Raw genomic sequence first — 6,327 nt, 5'->3', positions numbered from 1 at the left:
TTGGTATGGTTCGATAGGGGGGCATAAATCGACTAAATCCTTATCTGGCAAGAGATTTAATTGATTAGTTCGCTCTAGACAAAAAACAATTAACAAAAATCGCTAAATGCCTTTCTATATAAGGGTTCCATCCCTTATAAACCCTGTCGATTGCATAACACAAACCGAAGAGCCAAAATTAAGTGGGTGGGTGCAATTAAATATAAGATGAACGTAGGTTGGGTTGAAGCATGAAACCCAACTCCCGCATGGGTTACGCTACCGCTAACCCATCCTACAAATAATTGTGCCTCCCTACTTAAATAAATAGCTACCAAGGGTGAGAAAGGAACAACAAACTCTCAAGAATTGAAGTTTCCCTCTCCGGGGAGAGGGGTTGAGGGGGATATCTTTCAGTACCCGTGTTATTTGGGAAATTTAGGCAGCGACTAAAGATTTGCTCAAAGGTTGCCAACGGAAATATCTTTCCCCACCCAATTCGAGGACAAATTTTAACCGGGGTTCCTGTTGACTAAGATTAATTAAGTATTGTTTTTCTTGCGAGGATAAAACAAAACTTTCAATAATCCAAATCACTAAACCCTTGGATTTGGGGGGTAAATTTTCTAATTGATAGGTAGCAATGGGAGGAATAAAATAAACCGGTCCCACGGCTGCTTCCCGACCAATATTTTTTTTACCTAAATGGGGGGGACGGACTCCATGAATGCCGGTCAGATAGGCACTTAAATCCCCTAGACCTCTAGCGGTGATATGCAGGACATTGTAACCAGTGGCCCGTAAACGTCTTTGATAGCGTCCCTCGTAACCCCCTTCTAAGGGTGCGTAAACCCCTAAAGCACCGTATTGTTCCAGATCGCGAATAAATGGTTTTCCTGTGGTCAGTAGTGCCATAGTTAGTAAAAAAATCTTTTTCCCTATAATCGCACGTTTTGTTAAGTTGTGGGTCAGGTGAACAGAGAAAGACTTAAGATCAAAGGTAGAGAGGGACAATCGCTACTCTCTCCCGAGGAGGCAATATGTTTCACGATCTCCTTTATCCCAACGGACTGCTTTATATCCTGATTAAACTAACTGTTTTAGCTTTAGCAGTCTTGCTCTGGTTTATGGTCGTTTCGGCCCCAGCTGTTTGAAAAAACACTGCTCTTGTACAATTAGCGTTCTATGCAATGGCTAAATTTTGTCGATGACTCCTGTTAAATTGCCGATCGATCCTTTTCTGAAACCCAACCTAACCACTAAACTCCTAGGGGTTGGGTTGGTATTGACAATTATTTTTATCCTGATTGCCCTGTTTTCGCCCCTTCTGCAAGCGATCGGCATGATTCAGGATCCAACCGACATTTTAAGCAATTATCCCCTACAAGCCCCCAGTTCCGCCCATTGGTTCGGGACGAATGTGCGCGGTTATGATGTCTTTTCCCGCACCCTATTCGGGGCGCGAGCGGCCTTGTCCGTGGTATTTTTGGCCACAGGATTATCTTTAGTCATCGGGGTTCCTTTGGGGTTAATTAGCGGTTATTTGGGGGGTAAGATCGATCGCGTTCTCCTCTTTCTCATGGATACCCTCTACACCTTGCCGGGGTTGTTATTATCGGTGGCTCTCGCTTTCGTTTTGGGTCGTGGTATCGTCAATGTAGCGATCGCTGTTAGCATTGCCTATATTCCCCAATATTTTCGCGTGGTCAGAAATCAAACCGCCAGCGTTAAAAATGAGTTATTTATCGAAGCGGCACGAGCGATCGGTGCCAGTCCTAGCCGGATATTATCAAAATATCTTTTCTTTAATGTCGTCCAGAGTGTCCCGGTTCTTTTTACCCTCAACGCAGCAGATGCGATCCTTGTTTTAGGCGGTTTAGGCTTTTTAGGCTTAGGATTACCGGAAGAAGTGCCGGAATGGGGTCATGATCTCAAGGAAGCTTTGGCGGATTTATCTACAGGTATCTGGTGGACCACTTTATTCCCCGGATTAGCAATGACCACGATGGTGGTGGGTTTATCCCTCTTGGGGGAGGGGTTAAGTGAAATTTTCAACCCCCTGAGTCGTAAACGCTAAAAGCGCGGGCCAGAGTTCGAGAGAAATCATCTGAGGAACTTCCACACCCTCAGCCTCTCTGTCCAGTAACAATGTAGGATACCCTTTGGGCGATATTGGTGGCGTGATCGGCCATACGTTCCAGATGACGGATTAGTAAAGCCATCAGCAGGATTGGTTCCACCACACCCTTAATATCTCTTTGATGGGCGAGAGTGTGATAGAGATAATCATAGGCTCGATCGACCGTATTATCTAGTTCTTTGACCTTTGGACCGGCTTCTTGATCGAGGTCAGCCAGAGCAACAAGGCTCGTGGCTAACATATACTGAGCATGGTGGGACATGGCCTCGATCTCACTCATACAATCGTGGGGAGTGTAGGCGAATAATTTGAGAGCTATTTCCGCCAAATCCTTGGCATAATCGCCGATACGTTCCAAATCGCGCACTAATTGCATAAAAGCACTTAAAAGCCGCAAATCTTGGGCTACGGGAGCCTGTAGAGTCATGAGAGTGGCACAATCTAACTCGATTTGACGGTAGTAGCGATCGATTTCCTTGTCAAGGGGGGGGATTTTTTTCGCCATTTCCAAATCCCTAGCAAAAAGGGATTGATGGCTAAGACGAAAGGATTCTTCGACCAAGGTTCCCATTCTCAGCACATCCTGTTCCAATCGCTGGAGAGAACGAGCGAAATAGGTGCGATCGGGATGATTGGTTTCTTTGGATAGGCTCACGGTCGGATTCGCTTAACATAAAACTACTCTTTCTCTACAGTCATAACAAGAAAATTTTCGATTTTGTACAGTTGTCTAGAGAACTTGACAGATTTTTTTCTCTAGGGGGAATGGGGAAATGGGGGAATGGGGGAATGGGGAAATGGGGAAATGGGGAAATGGGGGAATGGGGGAATGGGGAAATGGGGGAATGGGGAAATGGGGAAATGGGGGAATGGGGAAATGGGGGAATGGGGAAATGGGGAAATGGGGAAATGGGGAAATGGGGAAATGGGGAAATGGGGAAATTCAACTAAAACCCTAAAACCCCAACACCCTAAAACCCCAACACCCTAAAACCCTAAAACCCTAAAACCCCAACACCCTAAAACCCTAAAACCCTAAAACCCCAACACCCCACTTCCCCAATTCATAATTCATAATTCATAATTCATAATTCCCACCTCCTTTTTTTGACGGGGGAGAGTGACTTGTAGGCGAGCGCCGCCGGTGTTAGGATCATTTTGAGCGACGATCGAACCGCCATGGGCTTGAATAATCTCTTTGGCAATCGATAAACCTAAACCGGTACTATAATCCCTTGTGCTTTGTTTTTGACGGGTGCGGGAAGGATCACCGCGAAAGAGGCGATCAAAAACGTAGGGTAGATCCGCTTCGTTAAATCCCTTCCCGTTGTCGATAACGTCAATTTTTAGCCATTTTTCCCCGATAGTATCGGATATTTCTCGAATTTCTAGGCGAATTTTCCCCTGATCGGGACTATACTTAATGGCATTATCAAAGAGATTTAGGAAAACTTGCAGCAGACGAGAACGATCAACTTCTACCGTCCAATCCACCGGAGAGGAATAATCTAAGCTAATCTGTTTTTGGGCGGCTATTGGGGTGACAGTTTGCCAAGCGGCGCGGATTAGATCCTGTAGATTGATCATCTGGTATTGTAAAGATCGCCCCGCATCCGCTTGTAATTCACTGATTTCTAGCCAATCGCACACTAATTGGCTCAAACGCTCCACTTCTTTCGCCATTTGTTCTAACCAGCGTCTTTCGGGAGCTTGGAGGCGTTTTTGTAAAGCTTCGGTAAGGAGAGAAATGGAGGTTAAGGGAGTGCGTAACTCGTGAGTTAAGTCAGAGAAAGCTCGCTCGCGATTTTGCGATAATTCCACTAAAGGCTGTCTATTTTCGATAAATACAGCGATTTCACCTTCTGGCAAGGGATAACCGTAACCCTTCAAGGCAATCGATTTAGGAGCAATCACTTGGCGATCGCTGATAGGGGTGATAGGATAATTAGTCGGGTAAAAAGTCCAAGTTTGCACCTGTGGACTCTGTTTTTGGCGAGTTTCTTGAATTAATTGATCTAATTCGTAGGAGCGCACCAATTCCAGCAGCAGACGCACCTGATCTGGCTGCCAGCGATCGAGTTTTAAGAGGGTTATTGCCTGTTGATTACACCAGAGCAGTTGATTATCGGCATCTATATGAAGATAGGCGATCGGCGCTAGTTCTAGCAAGGATTTCTGAATTTCTAAGCTCTTTTCTCGCTCTTGCAGACTTTGGGAGAGAAACTGTAATTCTCGACGTACCAGGGAGGTAACGGGAAAAGAGGCCGATAAATCCACCGAATCCGAGAGAGCGATTAGATTTCGCTTTAACTCCCCATTTAAGCGTGAGACTTGCCAATAACAAATACTCAAACCTAAAACTACTCCGAAAATAAAAGCGAAAATAGTCATTATCCCAGAAAGCGGCGATCGCTAAATTTGAAAATATAATCGCTCACCTAGCCAAAACGATAACCGAAACCGCGTACAGTAATTAGGTATTCCGGTTGACTGGGATCGATTTCCAGTTTTTCGCGTAACCAGCGAATGTGAACATCGACGGTTTTGGTGTCTCCTAAAAAATCTGGTCCCCAAATTTGTTCAATTAACTGCTCTCTTGACCAAACTCGGCGCGGATAACTCATAAATAGGTCGAGGAGACGGAATTCTTTAGGAGAAAGGTTAATTTCTTCATCTCGCACCGTCACCCGACATTCTTGGGTATAGAGAAAAACATCGCGGAATTTTCGCACGGGAGCAGCAGCAAGGGAAGTAAATCCTTGACGACGAATCAGAGCGCGACAACGAGCGACTAATTCTCGCATACTAAAGGGTTTAGTCAGATAATCATCGGCACCTACTTCTAAACCCAAAACTCGATCGGTTTCGCTGGCCTTAGCACTTAAGATTAAAATCGGGATAATATTGCCGTGATAGCGCAACAGACGACAGATATCAAGACCGTTGATTTGGGGTAGCATTAAATCCAAAACGACCAAATCAAAACGAGACTCACCGTGATTAGATTCTTGACTTTGCAGTAATTCTAGAGCAGCGCGACCATCACTAACACCGAGCGCCTCATAACCTTCTTCTTCCAAAGCCAAAATAATCATATCCCGAATCACTTCTTCGTCTTCGACGATTAAAATCCGATGATTGGGAACGAAATCCGTACTCGCCGACAAGGGGGGGGTGTCAAGGGTTAACATAAAAATACTTGATTATTCGTCCTAATTTTATCTCAATTGGTCAACCTGCACTCGGGGGGGGTAGAGCCGAATGTTATTACAGTTATCCACCTGGTTAGAGGTGGAATCCTATCTAGAACAATCTCAGGGAATTATTATTCCTATTGGTTCCACGGAACAACACGGGCCGACGGGACTTATTGGTACAGATGCTCTATGTGCTGAGGCGATCGCTAAAGGAGTGGGGAAACAGGTACGAGCAATGGTAGCACCCACCTTAAATGTCGGTATGGCCCTACATCACACGGCTTTCCCGGGTACAATTAGTCTTCGTCCTAGCACTTTGATTCAAGTCATCCTCGACTATGTGACTTGTTTAGCTAGAGCCGGTTTTCGTCAATTTTTCTTTATTAATGGTCACGGGGGCAATATTGCCACCCTAAAGGCCGCTTTTTCGGAAACCTATTATCATTTGGATTCCCTTAATTTGCCTAACACAAACGAGGTTAAATGTCAAGTGGCCAATTGGTTTATGGTGCGAGAAGTTTATCTTTTAGCCAAAGAATTATATGGAGAGCAGGAGGGTTCCCACGCTACACCGAGCGAAGTGGCATTAACTCAGTATCTTTACCCTGAAAGCCGTAAAAATGCCTTTTTATCGGAAAAAGTGGCTTCTGGTCATGGTATTTACGGTGCGGCTAATTTTCGCCAAAATTACCCCGATGGTCGTATGGGTTCCAATCCTGCTTTAGCGACTCCCGAACACGGTCAGAGATTCTATGAATTAGCGGTGAAAGAATTGAGTAATACTTATCTAGAATGGCTCTCTTGTCCTGTGTCTGAGTTGATTAGTAACTAAGCCACCGAGACCCGGAATAATTTAACTGTAACCCTAAGTAAGTAGCTGGTTATAATTAAATTAAAAATGGATTTTAGGTTCGATCCCCCCTGCCCCCCTTGATAAGGGGGGTGCCGATAGGCGGGGGGATCCCCCCTGCCCCCCTTGATAAGGGGGGTGTCTGACAACTTTTAACGCCT

At 45.2% G+C, this 6,327-nt stretch carries 7 protein-coding genes; 3 read left to right on the top strand and 4 right to left on the bottom strand.

The features are described 5' to 3' along the window. Positions 1-417 precede the first annotated feature (417 nt). A complete protein-coding gene (locus IM509_RS02810) occupies positions 418-894 on the bottom strand; it encodes an NAD(P)H-quinone oxidoreductase subunit N (RefSeq protein ID WP_052275987.1) in 477 nt (158 codons plus the stop codon). Between the two features lie 292 nt (positions 895-1,186). Between IM509_RS02810 and IM509_RS02805 the strand changes: the two genes are divergently transcribed. Then, positions 1,187-2,056, top strand: a complete 870-nt coding sequence (locus IM509_RS02805) for an ABC transporter permease (RefSeq protein ID WP_072926151.1) — start codon at positions 1,187-1,189, stop codon at positions 2,054-2,056. A 49-nt stretch (positions 2,057-2,105) separates the two neighbouring features. Here IM509_RS02805 and phoU read toward each other — a convergent pair whose 3' ends face one another. Further along, the gene (gene phoU, locus IM509_RS02800) at positions 2,106-2,774 is read right to left on the bottom strand and encodes a phosphate signaling complex protein PhoU (protein WP_004157861.1); all 669 of its coding nucleotides are present in this window, start codon (positions 2,772-2,774) and stop codon (positions 2,106-2,108) included. Between the two features lie 134 nt (positions 2,775-2,908). Between phoU and IM509_RS02795 the strand changes: the two genes are divergently transcribed. Next, entirely contained in the window at positions 2,909-3,070 is a 162-nt protein-coding gene (locus IM509_RS02795) for a hypothetical protein (RefSeq protein WP_185236730.1), read from the top strand. A 120-nt stretch (positions 3,071-3,190) separates the two neighbouring features. Here IM509_RS02795 and IM509_RS02790 read toward each other — a convergent pair whose 3' ends face one another. Both IM509_RS02790 and IM509_RS02785 read right to left on the bottom strand, forming a co-directional pair. Continuing rightward, the gene (locus IM509_RS02790) at positions 3,191-4,510 is read right to left on the bottom strand and encodes a sensor histidine kinase (RefSeq protein ID WP_052275990.1); all 1,320 of its coding nucleotides are present in this window, start codon (positions 4,508-4,510) and stop codon (positions 3,191-3,193) included. 47 nt (positions 4,511-4,557) lie between these two features. Then, positions 4,558-5,310 carry a response regulator transcription factor gene (locus tag IM509_RS02785; protein ID WP_052275991.1) on the bottom strand — a complete coding sequence of 251 codons (753 nt, stop codon included), beginning with the start codon at positions 5,308-5,310 and terminating at the stop codon, positions 4,558-4,560. A 70-nt stretch (positions 5,311-5,380) separates the two neighbouring features. On the opposite strand from IM509_RS02785, the gene IM509_RS02780 reads away from it, so the two are divergent. Beyond that, on the top strand, positions 5,381-6,148 hold the full coding sequence (locus tag IM509_RS02780) for a creatininase family protein (RefSeq protein ID WP_052275992.1): 768 nt from the start codon (positions 5,381-5,383) through the stop codon (positions 6,146-6,148). The last annotated feature ends 179 nt before the right edge of the window (positions 6,149-6,327 follow it).

The organism is Microcystis sp. M31BS1 (assembly GCF_020245285.1).
Classification (GTDB): Bacteria; Cyanobacteriota; Cyanobacteriia; order Cyanobacteriales; family Microcystaceae; genus Microcystis; species Microcystis panniformis.
The sequence above is the reverse complement of the archived record's forward strand: the minus strand, read 5'-3'. Positions and strand labels throughout refer to the sequence as shown.

What these genes read in the sequence shown, in the direction of transcription:
- IM509_RS02785 (WP_052275991.1), bottom strand. Translation starts at nt 5,310, where the DNA reads ATGTTAACCCTTGACACCCCCCCCTTGTCGGCGAGTACGGATTTCGTT.
- IM509_RS02810 (WP_052275987.1), bottom strand. Translation starts at nt 894, where the DNA reads ATGGCACTACTGACCACAGGAAAACCATTTATTCGCGATCTGGAACAA.
- IM509_RS02795 (WP_185236730.1), top strand. Translation starts at nt 2,909, where the DNA reads ATGGGGAAATGGGGAAATGGGGAAATGGGGGAATGGGGGAATGGGGAA.
- IM509_RS02790 (WP_052275990.1), bottom strand. Translation starts at nt 4,510, where the DNA reads ATGACTATTTTCGCTTTTATTTTCGGAGTAGTTTTAGGTTTGAGTATT.
- IM509_RS02780 (WP_052275992.1), top strand. Translation starts at nt 5,381, where the DNA reads ATGTTATTACAGTTATCCACCTGGTTAGAGGTGGAATCCTATCTAGAA.
- IM509_RS02805 (WP_072926151.1), top strand. Translation starts at nt 1,187, where the DNA reads ATGACTCCTGTTAAATTGCCGATCGATCCTTTTCTGAAACCCAACCTA.